This is a genomic window from Bradyrhizobium sp. USDA 336 (assembly GCF_044908355.1).
GTDB lineage: Bacteria > Pseudomonadota > Alphaproteobacteria > Rhizobiales > Xanthobacteraceae > Bradyrhizobium > Bradyrhizobium yuanmingense.
Window position 1 is genome coordinate 7,959,202 of record NZ_JBIYDC010000002.1, and the last position, 18,926, is coordinate 7,978,127.

Annotated in this window: 15 protein-coding genes and 1 pseudogene; 8 read left to right on the forward strand and 8 right to left on the reverse strand. The window is 59.6% G+C overall.

The genetic code is table 11. The features are described from left to right. Positions 1 to 3: 3 nt before the first annotated feature. The 4 genes from ABIA45_RS37945 to ABIA45_RS37960 all read right to left on the reverse strand — a co-directional run bounded on the left by ABIA45_RS37945 (position 4) and on the right by ABIA45_RS37960 (position 4,650). Positions 4 to 843 carry a carbohydrate ABC transporter permease gene (locus tag ABIA45_RS37945; protein ID WP_051056940.1) on the reverse strand — a complete coding sequence of 280 codons (840 nt, stop codon included), beginning with the start codon at positions 841 to 843 and terminating at the stop codon, positions 4 to 6. Beyond that, a complete protein-coding gene (locus ABIA45_RS37950) occupies positions 840 to 1,763 on the reverse strand; it encodes a carbohydrate ABC transporter permease (RefSeq protein ID WP_404655431.1) in 924 nt (307 codons plus the stop codon). The genes ABIA45_RS37945 and ABIA45_RS37950 overlap by 4 nt, the downstream gene beginning before the upstream one ends. Positions 1,764 to 1,824: 61 nt before the next feature. After that, entirely contained in the window at positions 1,825 to 3,261 is a 1,437-nt protein-coding gene (locus tag ABIA45_RS37955) for a sugar ABC transporter substrate-binding protein (protein WP_036008375.1), read from the reverse strand. Positions 3,262 to 3,741: 480 nt separating this feature from the next. Then, on the reverse strand, positions 3,742 to 4,650 hold the full coding sequence (locus ABIA45_RS37960; RefSeq protein ID WP_404655433.1) for a FadR/GntR family transcriptional regulator: 909 nt from the start codon (positions 4,648 to 4,650) through the stop codon (positions 3,742 to 3,744). An 81-nt stretch (positions 4,651 to 4,731) separates the two neighbouring features. Between ABIA45_RS37960 and ABIA45_RS37965 the strand changes: the two genes are divergently transcribed. The 8 genes and pseudogenes from ABIA45_RS37965 to tnpC all read left to right on the forward strand — a co-directional run. Then, complete coding sequence (locus ABIA45_RS37965) at positions 4,732 to 5,697, forward strand: dihydrodipicolinate synthase family protein (protein ID WP_036008374.1); 966 nt, start codon at positions 4,732 to 4,734, stop codon at positions 5,695 to 5,697. A 32-nt stretch (positions 5,698 to 5,729) separates the two neighbouring features. Then, a complete protein-coding gene (locus ABIA45_RS37970; protein WP_036008372.1) occupies positions 5,730 to 6,842 on the forward strand; it encodes a BMP family ABC transporter substrate-binding protein in 1,113 nt (370 codons plus the stop codon). Positions 6,843 to 6,929: 87 nt separating this feature from the next. Further along, positions 6,930 to 7,928, forward strand: a complete 999-nt coding sequence (locus ABIA45_RS37975; RefSeq protein WP_240538142.1) for an ABC transporter permease — start codon at positions 6,930 to 6,932, stop codon at positions 7,926 to 7,928. A gap of 4 nt (positions 7,929 to 7,932) precedes the next feature. Next, the gene (locus ABIA45_RS37980; RefSeq protein ID WP_225125409.1) at positions 7,933 to 8,859 is read left to right on the forward strand and encodes an ABC transporter permease; all 927 of its coding nucleotides are present in this window, start codon (positions 7,933 to 7,935) and stop codon (positions 8,857 to 8,859) included. Between the two features lie 40 nt (positions 8,860 to 8,899). Beyond that, positions 8,900 to 10,414 carry an ABC transporter ATP-binding protein gene (locus ABIA45_RS37985; protein ID WP_036008313.1) on the forward strand — a complete coding sequence of 505 codons (1,515 nt, stop codon included), beginning with the start codon at positions 8,900 to 8,902 and terminating at the stop codon, positions 10,412 to 10,414. Positions 10,415 to 10,456: 42 nt separating this feature from the next. Beyond that, complete coding sequence (locus ABIA45_RS37990; RefSeq protein ID WP_036008310.1) at positions 10,457 to 11,956, forward strand: CoA-acylating methylmalonate-semialdehyde dehydrogenase; 1,500 nt, start codon at positions 10,457 to 10,459, stop codon at positions 11,954 to 11,956. A 593-nt stretch (positions 11,957 to 12,549) separates the two neighbouring features. Further along, complete coding sequence (locus tag ABIA45_RS37995; protein ID WP_404655851.1) at positions 12,550 to 12,714, forward strand: transposase; 165 nt, start codon at positions 12,550 to 12,552, stop codon at positions 12,712 to 12,714. 138 nt (positions 12,715 to 12,852) lie between these two features. Further along, positions 12,853 to 13,614, forward strand: a pseudogene (gene tnpC / locus ABIA45_RS38000) (IS66 family transposase); the annotation flags it as partial. A gap of 193 nt (positions 13,615 to 13,807) precedes the next feature. On the opposite strand, the gene ABIA45_RS38005 reads toward tnpC, so the two are convergent. The 4 genes from ABIA45_RS38005 to ABIA45_RS38020 all read right to left on the reverse strand — a co-directional run bounded on the left by ABIA45_RS38005 (position 13,808) and on the right by ABIA45_RS38020 (position 18,585). Beyond that, complete coding sequence (locus ABIA45_RS38005; RefSeq protein WP_404655434.1) at positions 13,808 to 14,710, reverse strand: NAD(P)-dependent oxidoreductase; 903 nt, start codon at positions 14,708 to 14,710, stop codon at positions 13,808 to 13,810. Then, positions 14,707 to 15,393 (reverse strand): HAD family hydrolase, encoded by a 687-nt coding sequence (locus tag ABIA45_RS38010; protein WP_404655436.1) that lies wholly within the window; start codon positions 15,391 to 15,393, stop codon positions 14,707 to 14,709. Before ABIA45_RS38010 ends, ABIA45_RS38005 begins: the two co-directional genes overlap by 4 nt. After that, entirely contained in the window at positions 15,390 to 17,090 is a 1,701-nt protein-coding gene (locus tag ABIA45_RS38015) for a hypothetical protein (RefSeq protein WP_370157822.1), read from the reverse strand. Before ABIA45_RS38015 ends, ABIA45_RS38010 begins: the two co-directional genes overlap by 4 nt. A 1,291-nt stretch (positions 17,091 to 18,381) precedes the next feature. Beyond that, a complete protein-coding gene (locus tag ABIA45_RS38020) occupies positions 18,382 to 18,585 on the reverse strand; it encodes a hypothetical protein (RefSeq protein ID WP_404539012.1) in 204 nt (67 codons plus the stop codon). Positions 18,586 to 18,926 lie beyond the last annotated feature (341 nt).

Genomic DNA, 18,926 nt, shown 5'->3' on the forward strand with positions numbered 1-18,926 from the left:
TCCCTAACCCTTGACTGCGCCCAGCGAGATGCCGCGCACGAGATAGCGCTGCATCACCGAGACCGCGACGAAGATCGGCAACGTCCCCAGGACCGACATCGCCGCGATCTTCGCCCAGAAATTCGATTGGCCGCCGAAATAGTGCGTCAGCATGACCGGAAAGGTGATGACCTCGGTGCGCGTGAGCACGAGTGCGAACAGAAAGTCGTTCCAGGCGAACACGAAGGTGAAGACCGACGTCGCCATGAGGCCGGGGCGAACCATCGGGAAGACGACCTTCCAGATCACCTCCCATCGATTGAGGCCGTCGACGAGAGCGCTTTCCTCGAGCTCCAGCGGCACGTCGACGATGTAGCCGCGCATCATCCAGATCACGTAGGGAAGATTGAAGGCCGTGTAGAGCAGGATCAGCCCGAAATAGCTGTCGACGAGGCCGAAATACACGTAGATCAGGAAGATCGGGAAGACGACCGCAATCGGTGGGATCATGCGCTGGGAGATGATCCACATCGCGAGGTTCTCGCCGCCGGTGCCGAACCTGGCGAGGCTGTAGGCGCAGAGCGTCCCGAGAACGATTGCTATGCCGGAGCTGACGCCGGCGACGATCAGGCTGTTCAGGATCGCCAGGACGTCGCCATCTTTGAGCAAGACGTAATAGTTTGAGAACTGGATCTGTCCGGGAATCCACAAGGGCGGGACGTGATAGATCTCGTCCGCTGTCTTGAACGAAATCATGAACAGCCAGTAAACTGGAAACAGGAACAGCAGGGTCACGACGCAGGCGCCGAGATAGCGGACGGCGAGAATACGGGTTTTTCTGGCCGGAAGCCTGCCGATCCTCATCGCGCAAGCTCCATGCGCTTGAGGACCAGGGTCGTGATCAGCGTCAGCAACGCAATCACCAGGAAGGAAATCGCGGCCGTGTAGCTGATCTCGAATTGCGAGAAGCCCTGCACATAGGTGTAGAGCGAAATGGTCTCGGTCATCGAGCCCGGCCCGCCTTCGGTGAGGGCCCAGATGATGTCGAAGATGCGAACCAGATCGAGGCCGCGGATCAGGCAGGCGACGGCGATCACTGGCGCGATCGCCGGCAGAACGATCGCGCGAAGTACCCGAAGGTACGATGCCCCATCGATCTCGGCAGCCTCGAGCTGCGACTGGTCCACGTTCGACAGCGCGGCGAGCAGCAGCAGGAACATGAACGGCGACCACTGCCAGACCTCGCAGATGATGATCGCCGGATAGACGAAGGCGGGATTGACGGTCCAAAGGATCCGCACTTGCTCGCCGGCGAAGAAACTCAGAATCTGGCCAATCGGTCCGAAGCGGACGTCGAACATCAGACGCCAGGTCGCGCCCGCGACGATCGGAGAGATCACCGTCGGAAGCACCAGCAGCGCGACGAAGATCTGTCGACCTGGCATGCGGTCGATGAAAAGCTGTGCCATCAGGAAACCGATCAGCAACTCGAGGGGGAGGGCGATCGCCGTGATGATGGCGGTATGACCGAGCGAGGCCCAGAGGCGGGTATCCGTGAACAGCTCCGCATAGTTCAACAAGCCGACAAAGGAGGTGTCGTTCTCGGTCATCGTGATGCGCTGGAAGCTCACGATCAGCGAGTAGACCAGGGGAAACAGGCCGACTAGGAGGAGGATCAGAATGGCCGGCGCGACGATGAGATAGGGCAGGCGGTCCTCGAGCATGCGCCCGAAGCGGCTGGGGTGGCGCTGCTCGGCAGCGTTGAGACTTGCGGAAAGTGTCATCATCAGTCCGGAAAACGGCACCGCACGGGAGGGCGATGCCTCTCGTGCGGTATCCAGTCAGTTATTGCGGGTAGGCGCCGGGCTTTGCGGCCCAGACCTTGTAGACGGCTTTCTGGTTCTCGATGCCGACCTTCGCGGTGATCGCGTCGAATTGTTGTGCCATGCGATCGAGAATGGCCTTGGGATCTTCGCCCGCCCACAGGCTCGAGATCGCCTTGGTCATCGCCTCGTCGTACTTGTCCTGTTGCAGCAGTGAGAGATCGAGCAGGCCCTTCTCGCCCGAGGTCTTGATGGTGTCGAGATAGGCGGCAGCATCAGGCCAGAGCCCGCGGTATTTTTCGCTCGCGTAGTGGGAGAGGCGGAACGGATCGCGCAGCGTATAGGGGAGCTGGACGCGCGCGAGGCTGGTCTTCTTGCTGTTCAGCCACTGGATGAAGAGATACGCGGCCTCCTTGTTCTTGCTGGTGGCCGACACCGACAAGTCGAAGCCGACGCCGAGCTCGGGACGGCCGAGAGGCGTGAGCGCATAGCCGACCTTGCCGGCGACCTGCGATTTTGGCACCCACTTCAGTGCTTCCTCGCCCGAGCCATAGCCCGCGGCCCAGCGGCCGTAGGGCGGCCAGGAGATCGTCATGGCAGTCGTGCCCTGAAGGAATGCGGCGAGATTGTCGACGAAATTCCACTGCTCCACGCCGGGCGGCATGAACTTGTTTTCCGCCAGCATCTGCTTGAACACCTTGAGGCCGACGTCGCCATTCACCGCGGCCTTCATGGTGTCCGCGTTGAAGAACTTGCCACCTTCCATGCGGAAGCGTTCCTGGAACATGTATTGCGGATAGGGCGCGGTACGGAAGAAGCCCGCGCCGTAGACTTTCGGCGCCATTTTGTCGGTGATGAACTGGCCGATTTCGCCGAATTGTTTCCAGTCCTTTGGCGGCGCGAGCTCGTAGGCGAACTTGGCCTTGAACTCGTCCTTCATCTTCGGATCCTCGAAGATGTCCTTCCGGTAGTAGAGCAGCATCACGTCGCCGTCGTCCGGAAAGCCGTAGATCTTCCCGTTATACTGCATCTGGTTGTCCCGATAGGCGGCCGCGATGTCCTGCAGCTCGTCGCGGTAGCCGAACTTGTCGACATACTTGTCGAGGGGCTCGAGCGCCCCGGCGCGTGCAAGATCCGGCATCCAAGATGGGATGACGTTCAGCGCGTCGTACGCTCCGGCGCCCGATTTGAAATCCTGCATGATCTTGGTGAACATCTGGTCGGTCGGCACTTCGACCACCTTCACCTTGATGCCGGTGAGCTTCTCCCATTGCGGCCCGGAATAGTTCAGCGGGTCCAGAGACTGAAGACCGGCCTCCCAGACGATGCTGATCGTTGTACCCGCGTACTTCTTCGCGGCTTCCACCGCTGTGTCGGCTGCATCCTTGTCGGCAGCCGGCGCTGAACCTGCAGCCAGCGCTAGCAGAGCGGCCGCGCCGAGAAACGTCCTGAACTTCATCCCTTCCTCCTCCTCTCTTGGACGTCCGGAGTCCGGCAGAGCCGGCTCCGGAGCGTTTCTCACGTGATCCCTGCCCGGTTAGCCAGCCGCCGGCGTGAACGGACGCTGTCGGCGGCGACCTGCCGAGAGAAACAAATTCATCTATGTCGAGGATTTGCGGTGCAGGCGCATCGCGGGTCCGGGCTTGTTGCCCGCAACCTGAATGGACGCCAGTTGGCGTTGTAGAAGCACGGATCCTCCCCAAAACGCTTGAGAGCGTTGACTTTGGGGCTAGTCTGCGTCGAGGCGGAACTGGCCGACAAATGAGAACTTTGCAAGCATCGGTGAACCGCAGTCACCTATCTGCTGAGGTCTCTCGGAAGCAAAGCGAGCCAATCATGCGGTTGCTAGATCGGGCAGAAGAACAGGCTCACAGGACTGTCCAGACGCAATGCTCGCGCAAGCTCGCGCCGGTGCAATCGTGGCGGAACAGGCCGCGCTTCAGGACAGTGGTCGCGGGCGCGGCGCCATTTCCGAGTCTAGGATCAGTCGGCCGTCGAGACGGCCATCCAACCGCTTCACGTATTCCGAAGCTTCCTCCATATGCGCCTTCATGAGCGCGCGCACGCGCTCGCTGTCGCGTGCACGGGCGGCCTTGGCGATCTCCGTGTGAATCTTGACGTTGGCGCATCCAAATCGCGTGTGCTCTTCCGGAGGCGTCTGGGTGCTGAAGACAACCAGCCGACGGAGCATCTCGTTGATCAGCTCGCATGCGAAGCGCAGGAAGGGATTGGGGTTTGCTGCAGCCAGGATGTCGTGAAAGTCGAGATCCGCCTGGCGTTGACGAACCAGAAGAGACGGCTCCTGCGAGGTAGGCTGGCACGTTTCGATGTTGTGCTCCAGCGCGTCGAGCTGCTCGTTCGACAGAAATGGGACCGAGCCGGCAGCTAGTTCCGGCTCCAGCAAGCGCCGCGCCGCATAGATGTCCTCCATGCTGACTTCCTTGAAGAACAGATAGTTCTGCAACAGCTGAAAGGTGCGCTCGAGCGGGACCTCCATGATCGTCGCCCCGCCGGTCGGCCCGGTGCTGATGGTGATCAGTCCCTGCACCTCGAGGGACTTAAGAGCCTCGCGGATCGTGCTCTTGCTGACCGAAAACAGCCGCTGAAGCTCCTTCTCCATGGGAAGCTTGTCGCCCGGACGAAGGTTCTTCTGGGTGATCAGCTGCTTGATCTCTTCGGTGACGAGATCGGCCCGCTTTTGAATTTTCAGCCGCCCCCCCGGCCGCGGCAATTTTTCCAGTTCGACCGTCATTCCCGAATTCTCCAAAGCTAACAATAGGTTCCAGGATCGGCTCCGGGGGCGAACTGGCGCGGGACCAGGCAAAGAACCCGATTCGTCGATTGACACTTCTCGCATAATAGGCATATTCATGCAAATCCGGTTTATCATGATAAATAGAATAAACCGGTCGGTTTATAGGGAGCGAGCATGTCGATCGGGCAGAACATCCCGGAAATCTGGGCGGCGATTCACACGCCCTTCGAGGCCTCCGGTGCCATCGACGAGGCCGGAGTCCGCCGGAACGTCCGCCACTACATCGCAACCGGATTGGCGGGCGTGTTCTGTAATGGGCTGATCGGCGAAGTCTGGTCGCTCACGCTGCAGGAGAGAAAGCGTGTCATAGAGGTCATTGCAGACGAGGCGGGGGGGCGCCTTGGGGTTTCCGTGGTGATCTCGGGTCCCTCGGTGGAAGAAACCATCGATCTCGGCGAGCACGCGCGCCGGCTTGGCGTCAGCCACGCTGTGCTCATGGTCCCAACCTCCGGGCCGCGATCCCCTGCGCAGCAGTTCGCGTATCTGCACCACATCTGTGTCCGGTTGGAGATGCCGATCGTCATCTTCAACGCGCGAACCGCCGCGGGCAGTCCATTGGATCCCGGCGTTTTCACGCAGCTCTGCTCGCTATCCAATCTCAAGCTCCTGAAGACGACAGGCAATGTAGCCGAGAACGCGGCGCTTCGGCAGGCTGCGCGAAACGGCGTGCTAGTGTCGGACCCGCTGGAAGAGAACTTCTTCGCCAACATGCAGGCCGAGGGTCAGTCGATCCTCTTTGCCGACCCCGAGCCTTACCTCTATCAACGCGGCGAGTTTCGCCCGATCGCGGAATACGTGGCTCTGTTGGCGGTTGGACGAACGGAAGAAGCAGCACGCATCTGTGCTTCACTCGCGCCGCAGCGGATCATCTTCAACAAATGGATCATGGACCCGCTGAAGCGCGGTCACATGCCGAACGCAGCGGTCAAGCATTGGTGCGATCTGATCGGCCTTGCCGGCGGCGCCGTGCGCTCGCCAGTCACGCCGCTGTCCGCTGCTGAAAGACGGGAGCTTGAAGCCGATCTCATCGCATGTGGTGCGCCCGGCCTGCTGTCTGCTGCCGAACGAATTTCGTCGTGACGTGCTGATTGCAATCTTCAACGGAGAGGAACATGACTTTGAAGCCTGTCGACCGTCGCTCGGTGCTCCAGATGCTGGCCGCTGCCGGCTCCGCACCATTCGTTCTCAAGAGTAGCGTTGCTCTTGCGGAGACGCCGCTCACCGTCGGAGTTCTGTACTCCGGCTCCAAGCAGGATTACGGCTTCAACCAGTCCCACGCGCAGGCCGCCGCGGCGCTCAAGAAACAGCCTGGTATCAAGCTGGTCGAGGAGGAGCGCGTTCCGGAAACGATTGCGGCCCAGCGCAGCATGGAAGGCATGATCCGTCAGGACGGCGCTCAACTCATCCTGGCGACGTCCTTTGGCTACTTCAAGCCGCACGTTCTGGAGATGGCGGCCAAGTATCCGGACGTCACCTTCGCTCACACCGGCGGCGTGTGGACGGCTGGCATGCCCGAGAACATCGGCACGTTCTACGCCTACATCTTCGAGGCGCAGTACATTTCGGGAATCGTCGCCGGCCACATGACGAAGAGCAAGAAGCTCGGCCTCGTCGCTGCGAAGCCGACGCCCAATCTTCTGCGCAGCATCAACGCGTTCGCGATTGGCGCGCGCTCGGTCGATCCGGCCATTCAGGTGCAGGTCATCTTCACTGGTGACTGGGTGCTTCCTGTGCGTGAGGCGGAAGCGACGAACACGTTGGTCGACCAGGGGGCCGACGTCATCGCCGCCCAGGTCGATAGCCCGAAGGTCGTGATCGAGACGGCGGAGAAGCGCGGCGTCATGTCATGCGGCTACCACTCGAGTCAGGCGGATGTCGCTCCCAACGGCTATCTCACCGGGGCCGAGTGGAACTGGATCACGCCCTACCTCGTCTATGCCGGCAGCGTGCGTGCCGGCAAGAAGCCGGAGCACTATCTCCGTGCCGGGCTTGGCGATCATTTCGTCAAGAACAGCCCGTTCGGGAAACTCGTTACGCCTGAGGCGCGCGCAGCGGCCGAGACGGCGCGGGCAGACCTCATCGGCGGCACGCGCGTGATCTACAGTGGCCCGCTCAAGGACAACAAGGGCAACGTCGTCATCCCTGCCGGAACTACGCAGAGCAGCAACGACCGTGTGCTGGATGGCATCAATTATCTCGTCGAAGGCATCATTGGCCAAGTCTAGGAGGCGCCCTTGTCTTCGATCTCCGGAATCGAACCCGGGCCATCGAGTCCGCCAGTAACCGCAGCCCAACTCGGTTTGGCCTTGCCTGTGCTGGCGGTGCTGCTTGCGTCGGCCATCTTCGCGGCGTTCGTCGCCTTGTACGGACAGAACCCCGTCACGGTGTTCGGTCTGATCGTCCAGGGCGGCTTCGGCAGTAGCTTCGCCTGGCAGGATACCTTGTCGCGCGCCGCTCCTCTTGTCCTCGTGGGACTCGCCGTTGCGATCCCCGCCCAAGCGGGGCTGGTGATCATCGGCGGCGAGGGAGCCTTGGTGCTGGGCGGGCTCGCGGGTGCCGTTGTGACGTTGCCGTTCGCGGGGGCGCACGCGCTTCCCATGCAGCTCCTGATGTCGCTGGCCGGCGCCTTGATTGGAGGACTCTGGTTCGGTCTGGCGGGCGTGCTCCGCCAGTATCGCGGCCTCAACGAAACGATATCGAGTCTGCTGCTGTCCTATATCGGGATCGCAATCTTTCATCATCTGACGGAAGGTCTGCTCCGCGACCCGGCAAGCCTCGACAAGCCATCGACCCACCCGATCGATCCCTCCTACATGCTGCCGGTGATGCCCGGTGTTGGCGTTCACGCGGGGCTTGCGGCAAGTCTCTCGCTGGCCGTCATCGCCCACGTCGTGCTCCGCTACACGCGTTGGGGTTTTGCGCTGCGGGTGGTCGGTGGAAGTGCCCGAGTCGCGAAGATGATGGGCCTCGCCGTTAACCGCTGGATCATCGGTGCCTCGGTCGTGGCAGGCGGCATGGCGGGAATTGCCGGCGCCATCGAGGTGGCGGCCGTGCAGGGGACGGCCAACTCCTCGCTCATCGTCGGCTACGGCTATAGCGGAATCCTCGTCGCATTCCTGGCGCGGCACCAGCCGCTTGCGATTGTCGCTGTCGCGCTGTTGATCGGCGGCATGCAGGCGAGCGCCAGCCTGCTGCAACGACGTCTTGGACTGCCGGATGCGACAATGCTGGTGTTTCAGGGGCTGATCTTCGTCTGCGTCCTCGTCGCGGATGCAATTGCGCAACAACTCCGAGAAACGACGCGGAGGTAAAGGCATGGACGGTACATCAATCGGCTGGCTTGCGCTGCCGCTCGCGATCCTGGGTGGGGCGATCCGTGTGTCGACACCCTTCATTTTCGTGAGCATCGGTGAGCTGATCACCGAGAAATCGGGCCGTATCAATCTGGGCCTCGAGGGCACTCTGATGCTCGGTGCCATGGCGGGGTACGCGATCTCTTACCTCTCCGGCTCGCCCTGGCTCGGCGTGCTTTCGGCCGGACTTGCCGGAATGGCATTCGGGCTGCTGCATGGCCTTTTGTGCAGTGTGAAGCGCGTCAATGACACCGCGATCGGCATCAGCCTGATCGTGCTAGGGACGGGCCTCGCGTTCTTCCTGGGCAAACCCTTGATCGAGCCCAAAGCGCCGCCGCTTCCCTCGATTGGACTCGGATTTTGGTCGACCGTACCGCAGGTGCGAGCTGCGCTGGACGTCAACGCACTGTTCTTCGTCGGAATTGCACTGGCTTTTGCGGTCTACCTTTTCCTGAACAGGACCGGCTGGGGGCTGATGCTGCGTACGGTGGGAGATAGCGAGGATGCCGCACGCGCGCTTGGCTTTCCCGTACTGCGGGTACGAATCATCGCGACCATGGCGGGCGGCTTTCTCGCCGGCATCGGCGGCAGCTTCCTGTCGCTTTCGTATCCGGGAAGCTGGAGCGAAGGCCTGTCGAGTGGCCAAGGCATCATGGCCGTCGCGCTCGTCATCTTTGCGCGCTGGCGTTCGGTCAACGCGCTGGGCGCATCGCTGCTGTTCGGCGGGGCGGGCGCTCTCGGTCCTGCGCTCCAGGGCATTGGCGTGACCGGCTATTACTACCTGTTCAATGCAGCCCCCTACATCCTGACGCTGGCGATCATGGTTGCCTCGACGTCGCGCGCCGCTCCGTTCGCCGATGCGCCGGGCGAACTCAAGCTGCACCGGTGAGAAGCGCCGTGACGGGAATTCATCCTGGGAGGATAGTCCGATGACCGCTCCGCAAGTCGAGCTCAGGAACATGACGAAGCGTTTCGGAGCGAATCTCGCTTTGAACAACGTGTCGCTACTGATCCGCTCGGGCACCGTCCATGCGCTGCTAGGGGAGAACGGCGCCGGCAAGAGCACGTTGGTCAAATGCCTCGTGGGCTTTTATCATCCGGACGAGGGTCACATCCAGGTGGATGGGCGCGAGCACCGGCTAAACTCGCCGAAGGATGCCGATGCGCTCGGCATCGGCATGGTGTATCAGCATTTCACTCTCGTGCCGTCGATGACGGTGGCGCAGAATCTCGTCGTCAGCGGTGCGAGATTGCCGGCCTATATCAACTGGCAAAGCGAGCTGAGGCGGCTGGCCGAAGTCACCAAGAAGCTTCCGTTTCACGTGCCACTCGATGTACGCGTCTCACAGCTCTCTGCGGGCGAGAAGCAGAAGGCCGAGATCGTCAAGCAGCTCTATCTCGGGCGCAAGCTACTCATCCTGGACGAACCGACGTCGGTGCTGACGCCGGCAGAAGCCGATGAAGTGCTCGGCCATGTTCGCAGCCTGACACGGACGGGCGTACTCAGCGCCATCCTGATTAGCCACAAGTTCCATGAAGTGCGCCGATTCGCCGACGACGTGACGGTATTGCGTCGAGGCGCGTCGGTGAGAACGGGCGCCGTCGCCGATTTGACGGACGACGCTCTGGCGGAAGCTATGATCGGAGAGCCCGTCAGCAAGATGGTGCAGCACGCGCCGAAATCGCCGCCGAGGTCCGATATTATCCTCTCCATCAGCGACCTCCGCGTGAACGGCGACAATGGTCTTCCCGCTGTGAAAGATCTCTCGCTCGAGGTGCGGGCAGGGGAGATTGTCGGGATTGCCGGGGTATCCGGAAATGGACAGTTGGAGTTGGTCGAGGCCCTGATGGGGCAGCGGGATCGAAGCGGTACGATGACCGTGTCCGGCTCGCCGTTCAACGGTACGCGAAGGGAAATCGCCCGCCTCGGCGTCTATGGACTGCCGCAAGAGCCCCTGAAGAACGCCTGCATCGACCGCATGTCGCTGGCCGAGAACCTTGCCCTGCGTAATTTCGATCGGGTGCCGCTCTGCCGTGGTATCGCAATGAACTACGGCGCGCTCGCCCAGCAGGCCGAGAGGCTGGTCGCTCAATTTCGTGTCAAGGCGCCTAGCCTGACCGCAAGCATGAGCACGCTGTCCGGTGGCAACGTGCAACGGGCCGTACTGGCGCGGGAGCTCACGCAGGACGTTCGCCTGCTGGTCGCGTCCAATCCAACGTTCGGGCTTGATTTCGTTGCGTGCGAAGAAACGTACCGCCGGATCCTCGAGGCGCGGAATCGCGGAACCGCAGTGCTACTCATCTCGGAGGATCTCGACGAGTTGCTTGGCTTAGTCGACAGGGTCCTCGTCATGAGCGCGGGTCGCATAGTCCATGAAGTGTCAGCCGAAGGCGCCGACAAGCGCGTGATCGGCAAATACATGGCGGGAATGAAAGCGGCCTGACTCGAGGGCGCGCATCTGACCAAAATCAACAGGGAGACGTTCGTGGTCACGCAGATCAATCATTTCATCGATGGCAAGCAGGTCCCGAGCGGCACTGAACGCAGTTTGCCCGTCTTCAACCCGGCAACGGGTGAGCAGACGGGCCGTGTTGTGGCCGCCAACGCGGCCGTGGTGGCGGACGCGGTATCCGCCGCGAAGAGGGCGGCGCAGGGTTGGGCCGACACGACGCCTCTTCGGCGTGCACGCGTCCTCAATCGCTTTCTGCGGATCGTCGAGGATCGCGCAGATCAGCTTGCCGACGTAATCGTCTCCGAGCACGGCAAGGTTCACTCTGACGCTCTCGGGGAAGTTCAGCGCGGAATGGAGGTGGTCGAGTTTGCCACGGCCGCTCCGCAGCTCCTCAAGGGCGAACTCACCGAGAATGTCGGTACCCGCGTCGACAGCTATTCTACTCGCCAGCCGCTCGGTGTTGTCGCCGGAATCACGCCTTTCAATTTCCCGGTCATGGTTCCGATGTGGATGTTCCCGGTGGCTCTCGCCTGCGGAAATGCGTTCATTCTGAAGCCATCTGAGCGCGACCCATCGGCGTCGCTCATCATGGCGGAGTGGCTGAAGGAAGCCGGTCTGCCGGACGGTGTGTTCAACGTGGTGCAAGGCGACAAGGAAGCTGTCGATGCGCTGCTGCATCACCCAGATATTTCGGCGATCAGCTTCGTGGGCTCCACGCCTATCGCGCAGTACATCTATTCGACGGCCGCGAACACCGGGAAGCGCTGCCAGGCGCTGGGTGGCGCCAAGAACCACATGATCGTGATGCCCGATGCCGACATGGATCAGGCGGTGGATGCGTTGATGGGGGCCGCCTACGGTTCCGCCGGCGAACGCTGCATGGCGATCTCGGTTGCCGTGCCGATCGGCGAGGGGACGGCGGATAAGCTGATCTCTGCGCTCGAACCCAAGGTTCGAGGCCTGAAGGTCGGGCCGGGTACCGACCGCGAAGCGGAGATGGGGCCTCTCGTCACGAGGCAGCACCTGGAGAAGGTAAGGAGCTATATCGATGCCGGTGTCGCCGAGGGTGCAAAGTTGCTGGTCGACGGACGCAAGTTCAGGATGCAGGGCTATGAGAATGGTTTCTTCGTGGGCGGTACCCTGTTCGACCATGTCAAGCCGAACATGAAGATCTACAAGGAAGAGATCTTCGGACCGGTGCTGTCAGTCCTTCGAGCGCCGGACTACACGACAGCCGCGCGCATGATCAATGAACACGAATTCGGCAATGGCACCGCCATCTTCACACGTGATGGTGATGCCGCGCGTGAATTCGCCCATCAGATTAAGGTCGGAATGGTCGGCATCAACGTTCCGATTCCGGTGCCGATGGCCTTTCACTCCTTCGGTGGATGGAAAGCATCGATCTTCGGCGACCACCACATGCACGGCCCTGAAGGCGTCCGCTTCAATACGCGAATGAAGACCGTGACCAGCCGCTGGCCGACAGGAATACGAGCAGGTGCTGAATTTGTCATGCCAACCATGTCATGACGGCGTCTCGAAGCTGCATGTTTCTCTTTCTCCCAAACTGCGAGGGCCCTCGGCCCTCGTTTCTTTTTCGGGCCATTTCATTGGCCGCAGTCTTAGAGAAATGATCGAGTCTGCGCAGACAGTTGTGCAAGCGCAGTGCGGACAGGAGTGCGATTTTTCTCCAGATTGCTTGCTCGCTCGAATATGGCGAAGCTGAAGTTTCGGTACCGGCGCGATATCGCATTGTACAACCTAGGGAATTGGCGCACCCGACACCGGTTCGAACGTGTGACCTTGCGTTCGGAGCGCAACGGTCGGCCGACGCGCGACGCGCCCGGTGCTTTCCGAATAGAAGCTGCGCAGCCAGTGGAGATAGTCTCCGCGATTGCGGCTGGCTACACGAACGTGACGACAAACATGCGCCACGGGAAACGCGATTCCACTGGCTCGAACCCCTGACACATAAGCCATAGCGGCGCGCAGCCCCGAACACTGGAAAAAAAAGGAGCGGGAATGACTGTTACATCGAGAAATATCAACAGCTTAGATGGTGCCCCAAGTACGGCCTGCACCTGCCGCTTCATCGTCAGGGCGACGTCTACCAGCGTGAAGGCATCGATCTCGACGTATCGACGCTCGCGGACTGGGTAGGTGCCTCCGCGGTAACCCTGATGCCTCTGGTCGACGCGATCCGGAGCCATGTCTTCGCAGCCGAGCGCATCCACGGGGACGACAGTGTGCTGCAGGAGCACACGGAAAGGATGATCGAAATAATCTGAAAATCTGTCTGCACAAGCTGTGGCAGCGATGAGGGTAGGCCCCTCGGGATCGACTTTCAGGAGTAGGTCCCAAATCACTTCAAGCGGCTTCGCTTAAGAGGCGCGGTCGTGAGCGTTGACCCGAACCGGCCGGCTCTGACCTACGTGCGCGACGAACGTCCGTTTGCCGGCCCAGACCCGCCGGCGGCAATGTTCTTCTACTCGCCCGACCGTGGCGGTGCGCATCCGGAGCAGCATCTGGCAGGCTATGCCGGACTGATGCAGGCCGACGCCTACGCCGGCTTTGGCAGGCTCTACGAGGCCAATCGCAAGGGCGGCCCGACCATCGAGGCCGCGTGCTGGGCGCACGGCAGACGCAAGTTCTTTGGTCTCGCGCGGCTCGGCAAGGCGCCGATCGCGGCCGAGGCGGTCAAGCGCATCGATGTTCCGTTCGCCATCAAGCGCGAAATCAATGGTTTTACTGCGCAGGAGCGTTTGCGTGTGCGCCAGGAGCGTAGCCGGCCCCTGATCGTCGAGCTGGAGTCGTGGTTGCGCGAGCAGCGCGCCAAGCTCTCCAGGAACAACGATACGACCAAAGCGATCAATTACTGTCTCAACCGCTTGGATGCATTTGGCCGCTTCCTTGATGACGGACGGCTTTGCATGACGAACAATGCTACTGAGCGTGAGCTACGGGCGGTCGCCGTGGGGCGAAAAAATTGGACCTTCGCCGGGTCCGATGAGGGCGGCCGGCGTGTGGCTGCCATCTACAGTCTCATCGCCACCGCCAAATTCAATGACATCGACCCGCAGGCTTGGCTTGCCGATGTGCTGGCGCGCCTGCCGGATCACCCTACCAAGCGCATTGACGAACTGCTGCCTTGGAAGTGGCAGCCTCAAAGCGTCGCTCACGCCGCTTAAGTGCGATCAGCCTTCCGCCAAAAACGGCCTAGCCGGGGGCCGTCGCCGGATGCGTACCCATGATGCCACCGCCCCGCTTTCAAGCTTACGCTCAAGCTTTGCAAGATCATCGCTCACGGTTGGGAATTGCGCACAACGACACACGAACCCGCAACGTGAGAAAGTAGCATTGCTCGCGCTCTTACGTAAGAGTTTACGATCGAGCCAAATGCGGTAGGGTCAGTTCACCTTTACCCGCCGCAACCGAGAGGTTCAATTTCTCGGCGGCAGCGCCGAGCACCGGCACGGAAACGGCACTCTCCCGCGCTAGGCGCACAGCACACTCAATATCCTTTGCAGAATTCGCAATAGAGATTGCCAATACATCTGGTTTCTCACCCAGCAGAAAGGCCGCGAAAGCTTGGAATATCCCGCTGTTTGTGGAGCCGCGTCCGACCAAAGAGCGGAGGGTTACAAGATCCATCTCAAGACTATTAGCAAATTGGCAGACCTCGGCGGCGACCGCAGCTATGCCCATAGTCATGCTGTTGTAAACAAGCTTGAGCTTGTGGCCGTCTCCAACATCTCCAGCATGCATAACGGTCTCGCAAAATGCAGCGAGAATGCGTTCAACGATAGGAAAGAGCTTTGGATCCGAGCCAACCATCGCGTTGAGAAGGCCGAGTTCCGCTTGTTCGGGGCTCCGTGTTACCGGTGCATCAATAAAGCTCAGACCTAGCTTTTCGGCTGTTTTGGCCAATGCAATCGTCGAAGCAGGGTAAGAGGTCGTGCAATCGATTATCAAACCGCCTTGGGACATATGGACAAACAGTCCATCTTGCTCCAGGCACACCGCCTCAACTTCACGGCTGGATGGTAAGGACAAAATGACGACGCCTACATGCTGCGCCAACTCAGCGATCGAAGTATGTTCGCGGGCCCCTGCACGAGTTAGACGATCAGCACCACACCGGTTCCTGTTGGCTTTGATATAGAGCTCGCATTGGCGACGTAATAGGCTGATGCCTATACCTGTTCCCATGCGCCCAGCTCCGATTAGGCCTATGCTCTGCTTGATCGTATTGGGAGAGGCGTATGCTGATGATCCCTTGCTCATGATTTAGCATTCCGAAAAAAGCCATGCCTTTGTAGGATGGGCAATAGCTCGTGATGGTTGTTGATGGTGTAATCTGGACGCGCGGCTTCCAGGCGCGCCGCCGAAACAAATCCACCTGTAATGGATATGCTTGTCAGCCCGAGATTGCGCGCAATATCAGTCTCGATGGGCATATCGCCGATGATGAAGGTTGAGGACGGATTCAGGTTGTACCTGTGCATATAAAGGCGAAGCCGCTCTCCTTTGCTCATCGATTTGTACTGCGTGGCGCGGCTTTCAAAGGCGAGCACATCGGTGATGTAGTTATCAACTCCAAGTCTCCTCAGCTGGGATTGTAGAGGCACGACTATATGGTTGCTAACGATGATGAGTAGAGCGGATTCCCGGCGCGCTAACTCGAACACTCTGCGCGCCCCCTCACGTAAATCGGCTTTTTCCGCAAGAGGCTCGTATGTGTCGTGGAACAGTGCGCCCTCGTCACGCTCTACTGCCGCAATCTCCTCCTGCGACATTCCAAGGCTACGAAAGAGACGAGAGAGGGGGACATCACAATGCTCTCGAAAGGTGTCTATATCGATGCGCGGATGACCAAAATGGCCCAAAATTACATTGGTCGTTTCGAGCAGCGCGTACGTGTCATCGAGCAGTGTTCCGTTCCAGTCAAATACGAGGGCGGGTTTCATGATCCTGACCCCAGACAAGGATTAACAGGAAGAGCGGCCAGCAACGCCTCCAAGCTTCTGTCCGCGCGCTGCCGTCCAGCGGGGGTCGGCATCTCGAACGTGAAGGGTGACAAATCGATGCCCTCTAGCCTGTCGGCCAGTACGGATACTAGGGCGCGGAAGGGCAGATAAGTTATTGTCGCTGCTTGGATCGCTGTCGCAATGTTGCTTTCAATGGTTCTGAGGACTGGCAAGTCCATCCTGTGGAAGCGAAGGCACTGGGCGCGCAGTTCAGGCGGCAGTCGCTTCAATGCCTGCCAGAATGCGAGCTCATCTAGCGTTTCAATACCCATGCCGTAGTAGTTTGGAGCAACTATAGGTGGCGAACCGATCGCCCAATGTACGGCTCTGGCTCCGGCGGCAAGGAGCATTGTTGTGACGGCTTGGCTGGTATCGCCTCGAATGAGTGCCTCGTCGACGACTACTATGGTCCGTCTAGCGACGGCAGGTTCCGACACCCGATACTTCTGAGCGATACGAGCTTGCCGGCCCCTGGGTCTGCCGAGGAGCGTTCGCTCCAGAAAGTGCGTTGCCACTACGTCATCACGCTCGGCGAGCACGCCCTGTTCGGCGAGAGAGTCAAACAGACCATCGGCGTACGGCCCCCCAGTATTTGGCATGGAGGACACGATTGGCGGCGTCACGAGTGGCTCTGCTTGAACTCGCTCGGCAACGATTCTCCCCAAGGCGAGCCCGATGTTGTAACGGGTATGAAGATGTGAATGGCCCTCGACCGACGTGTTCGGACTTCCCAAATAAAGAGTTTCGTAGGCGCAGAGTTTGGCCCTATATCGTCGGCTGTTCAGGGCATGGTCAACGCTGTCGCCCGTCTTCGCGTCCACACGCTGTATGCTCCCAGGCAAGAGCTGCTGGGTCTTACCTTTCAAGCCGGCGAAGGCACAATTTTCAGAGGCAAAGAGCAAAAATCCGTTGTCCGTGCGCATAGTCTCCAATGGTCGCAAACCACTTCGACTGCGGTATGCAACAAGATTTCCGTCCCTATCTATCAAGAGCGCGCTGATGGCGCCGTCGACACGATCATCAATTTCGCGAAAGATGGCCTCGTAGTTTGCGGGTAAACCGTGGCGCCAGTAGTCTCGTTCACAAAAGCGTTCAATCCACTTTAGCAAGAGATCGGAGTCTGTGTTGGCGTCTGTCAGTTGCTCGTGCGCCAATAATTCGTCCCTTAGTTCATCAGCATTGACAAAAGCACCATCCAGAGAAATTGCAAAATAGCCGCTGGTGCCTGTACCGGCGGGAATTGGCTGCATATCGCCATCACCTCCAGATCCACAGGATCTGCTACGGATCTGCGCGATTGCAACATGAGGCCGAAAGCGCGGATCTTGTTCGATGCAGTCAATGCGTACTGAATTATCGGCCGATTGAAATGCCCTTCCATATCGGATCCCACGCTCTTGCATGAAAGCAGCGACTACGACACCTGCTTGCCCACGCAGTGCAAGTGTCGGAATCATAGTCTTCAACTGATTTACAACACGCGGCGATGGTTCGGTTGAAGAGCAGAGAAACGCACCGGCGACACCGGACATATAGTCACCCAATTTTTTAAGGAGCCGATCTGGCGGGTCGTTTCCATGCCTAATGTGCTTATGAAGCCGGGACTTCGCTTCATCCTTAAGCAAGCGTCGTACCATTGCTTCGCCACCTCGAGATCGCGAAGAATCGGGATAAGTGCCATCTTAGTCGGGCAACGATTACTATGGGTCGTTCAGGTCCAGACATTTTGTCGGAGATGGTACAAGGTCGTACGAAAAGCACCACGCAGGGCGGCGCCCTCCGGAGCCCAGAGACAAAGTCTGCCGCGAGCTCGGGTGCCAGGCAGTTTCCTCGGACATGTGCAAGCCGCCCGAGGCTTTCTGATTTGCCACTTGTGCGTTCGATTTTGCAGTGAGCCGAGGCGGTCTTCACGCAAGACCCAGGATCAAAAATGGGAGTCACGACATCCCAGCAGGTCTTTAATGTCGGCGGCATTTCGTTTTTTCGAGCAAGCATCGGCAGAGATGACGAGGAAAAGGTGCCGCCGTGTCTCGTCAATACCGAGCAAGAGCAGATCTAGACCGATGAAAGGCACCCAAGACGGTGTGCAGAGAAGGCTAGCGCATGTTCATGCCGTTCGCTCGAACGGTCCAAATGCATCTGGAGCGGTCTCTTCGCGTCACGAAAAGTCGGCCGCGCTCACGCTCACTATTTCAGTCGAACATCGACTACGCTGGTGACGGGCGGGGGAAGGTCCGAAGGCTGGGACTATCACTGGCAGATGCTTGATGAGGGCTATCTGGTGGACGGAACGACGGCCCGATCAAGGGTGATTCCTGGTGCGCTTGCTTATGTCAAGCACCGTCTCCTACGAACCCTGAGCGAAGGCGACACCGTCAAGTCTCGATGTTCTCGGAAGCCACAAGTCGTCAGGCAGATGATCCAGGCTGCGACGGCAGGCTCTGGTACTCTCCGCTATACCCGCCAGACCTCAACCTGATCGAGCAGGCATTCTCCAAAGACCAAACACTGTTTGCGGCAAGCGCAGAACCGCACCATCGAGGACACTTGACGCTACATCGGTCACCTCATCGAGGGTATTCTGTCTCGCGAATGCGCAAGCGACCTCGCCAACGCCGGTTATGCCTCCGTCAAAATGCGAGACACTCTAGAGCTTATCTTGCGCGATGTGGCGATAGCTTTCGGCGGGCGCAGTTAGGAATGGATCGTGTTAGCGGCTCCGGGGGATATCGGTTGAGAAGTCCAATCGCGGCACTGGTGATGTTCTTTTCTCGCATAGGTGAGAAATCGAGATAAGGCAGTCGGACTTGATATACACGAGCGCTGGTCTGAGCCGGGCGGTGGAATGTCGAGCAGATCGGCTTCGTTAATCTTTGGCGCGATGGAGTGAGACCATCCAACTCACGCCATTGTAAGTGTCGTTTCTATTCAACTCGAACATGGCATCTTTGCCATCACCACGACGTAGTGTTTGATTGCATCGACCGAAGCGAGCCCTGGACGCACGTCGTCGACGCTGGCCGGATCAACTACTAATAATGGCGATTGATCAGCGGAATAGTGCATGGCATTTCTCAGTGAGACGCAAGACCAGGCACCGTCTACAAGCGTAGCATAGAAGGCGAGCTGCATTGTGTCATCCTCGACGGGCCCTGCCGAGGCGGGGCAGCGTAACCCTGGTAGTTACACAATCCACAAGGTGTTGATGCTGTGTAATCGTGCGCAATCTCATTTGCGCGAAAAGCTCAGCAACTTCGAGGAGGGCAGAACCTTGTTCTTTCGCGGGCGAAGACAGGCTGGCGCTTTGTGCAACGACAGTCGGATCAATGATCACACTATTTAGTGTTCGGCACAATCTGTCTCGCCTGCCTCGGAGAAGTCCGGTGCCGCCGCGGAAAGTTCGTCACGCTGTCTCTCATCTTATCGGACTGTGAGCCGCGACAACAAGGCTGCTGGTGATGGAGGAAAAATGT

Coding starts and splice junctions, on each gene's coding strand:
- ABIA45_RS37945 (WP_051056940.1), bottom strand. CDS start 843: ATGAGGATCGGCAGGCTTCCGGCCAGAAAAACCCGTATTCTCGCCGTC.
- ABIA45_RS37950 (WP_404655431.1), bottom strand. CDS start 1,763: ATGACACTTTCCGCAAGTCTCAACGCTGCCGAGCAGCGCCACCCCAGC.
- ABIA45_RS37955 (WP_036008375.1), bottom strand. CDS start 3,261: ATGAAGTTCAGGACGTTTCTCGGCGCGGCCGCTCTGCTAGCGCTGGCT.
- ABIA45_RS37965 (WP_036008374.1), top strand. CDS start 4,732: ATGTCGATCGGGCAGAACATCCCGGAAATCTGGGCGGCGATTCACACG.
- ABIA45_RS37970 (WP_036008372.1), top strand. CDS start 5,730: ATGACTTTGAAGCCTGTCGACCGTCGCTCGGTGCTCCAGATGCTGGCC.
- ABIA45_RS37980 (WP_225125409.1), top strand. CDS start 7,933: ATGGACGGTACATCAATCGGCTGGCTTGCGCTGCCGCTCGCGATCCTG.
- ABIA45_RS37985 (WP_036008313.1), top strand. CDS start 8,900: ATGACCGCTCCGCAAGTCGAGCTCAGGAACATGACGAAGCGTTTCGGA.
- ABIA45_RS38005 (WP_404655434.1), bottom strand. CDS start 14,710: ATGAGCAAGGGATCATCAGCATACGCCTCTCCCAATACGATCAAGCAG.
- ABIA45_RS38010 (WP_404655436.1), bottom strand. CDS start 15,393: ATGAAACCCGCCCTCGTATTTGACTGGAACGGAACACTGCTCGATGAC.
- ABIA45_RS38015 (WP_370157822.1), bottom strand. CDS start 17,090: ATGGTACGACGCTTGCTTAAGGATGAAGCGAAGTCCCGGCTTCATAAG.
- ABIA45_RS38020 (WP_404539012.1), bottom strand. CDS start 18,585: ATGCAGCTCGCCTTCTATGCTACGCTTGTAGACGGTGCCTGGTCTTGC.